General features: G+C 38.6%; 1 protein-coding gene. It reads left to right on the top strand.

Annotated elements, in window-relative coordinates; translation table 11 throughout:
- Nucleotides 1-53: 53 nt before the first annotated feature.
- The coding region (locus VXQ92_RS18825; RefSeq protein WP_416682825.1) for an efflux RND transporter permease subunit at nt 54-1,258 on the top strand (1,205 nt) is incomplete at its 3' end.

The following is a 1,258-nucleotide window of genomic DNA, read 5'->3' on the forward strand; positions in this document are numbered from 1 at the left end:
ATAAAAAAGTGACGCTTACAACCGAAAAAAATAAATAAGGTAGCAAATAGCTTATGTGGTTTACCCGAATTAGTGTGAAGTACCCCGTTTTTACCATCATGATGATGCTCAGTCTAATGGTACTCGGGTTAGCATCTTGGCAACGTATGACCGTTGAAGAGTTTCCAAATATTGATTTCCCATTCGTAGTCGTCACTACGCAATATGCGGGTGCTTCACCTGAAGCAGTTGAATCGGACATTACCAAAAAACTCGAAGATCAAATCAATACCATTTCGGGTATTAAACAAATTACTTCACGCTCAAGTGAAGGGCTTTCGATGGTGATTGCAGAGTTTAATCTTGATACGTCTTCGGCTATTGCAGCACAGGATGTTCGCGACAAAATTGCTCCAGTTATTGCCCAATTCCGCGATGAAATTGATACACCGATTGTACAACGCTACGATCCATCATCTAGCCCAATTATGTCAGTCGTGTTTGAATCGAACAGCATGAGCTTGGCTCAATTAAGCTCCTATGTAGACAAAAAAATTGTACCTCAGCTTAAAACTGTTTCTGGTGTAGGTAATGTCAATTTACTAGGTGATGCTAAACGTCAAATTCGGATTAAGGTTCATCCTGAACAATTACAAAGCTATGGTATTGGTATTGATCAGGTCATTAATACCCTAAAAAATGAAAATATAGAAGTACCTGCAGGAACCTTACAACAAAAGAATTCTGAACTGGTTGTTCAGATTCAATCAAAAGTCATCCATCCTCTTGGATTTGGTGATTTAGTTATTGCTAATAAAAATGGTTCCCCTATTTTTCTAAAACAAGTAGCAACCGTTGAAGATACTCAAGCAGAACTGCAATCAAGTGCTTTTTATAATGGAAGAACAGCGGTTTCTGTCGATATTTTAAAAAGTTCCGATGCCAATGTAATTCAGGTTGTTGACAAGACTTATCAAACCTTAGAGAAGCTAAAAGCTCAAATGCCTGCGGGTTTGAATTATAAAGTCGTCGCTGACAGCTCTAAAGGTATTCGTGCTTCAATTAAAGACGTTGTTCGTACCATTATTGAAGGAGCGGTCTTAGCGGTTTTAATTGTTTTACTCTTTTTGGGTTCCTTCCGATCTACTGTTATTACAGGTTTAACCTTACCGATTACCCTACTTGGCACATTAACATTCATCTGGGCATTTGGGTTTAGCATTAACATGATGACACTGTTGGCCCTGTCACTGAGTATTGGTCTGTTAATTGATGATGC

The sequence above is a fragment of the Acinetobacter sp. 228 genome, from assembly GCF_048147885.1.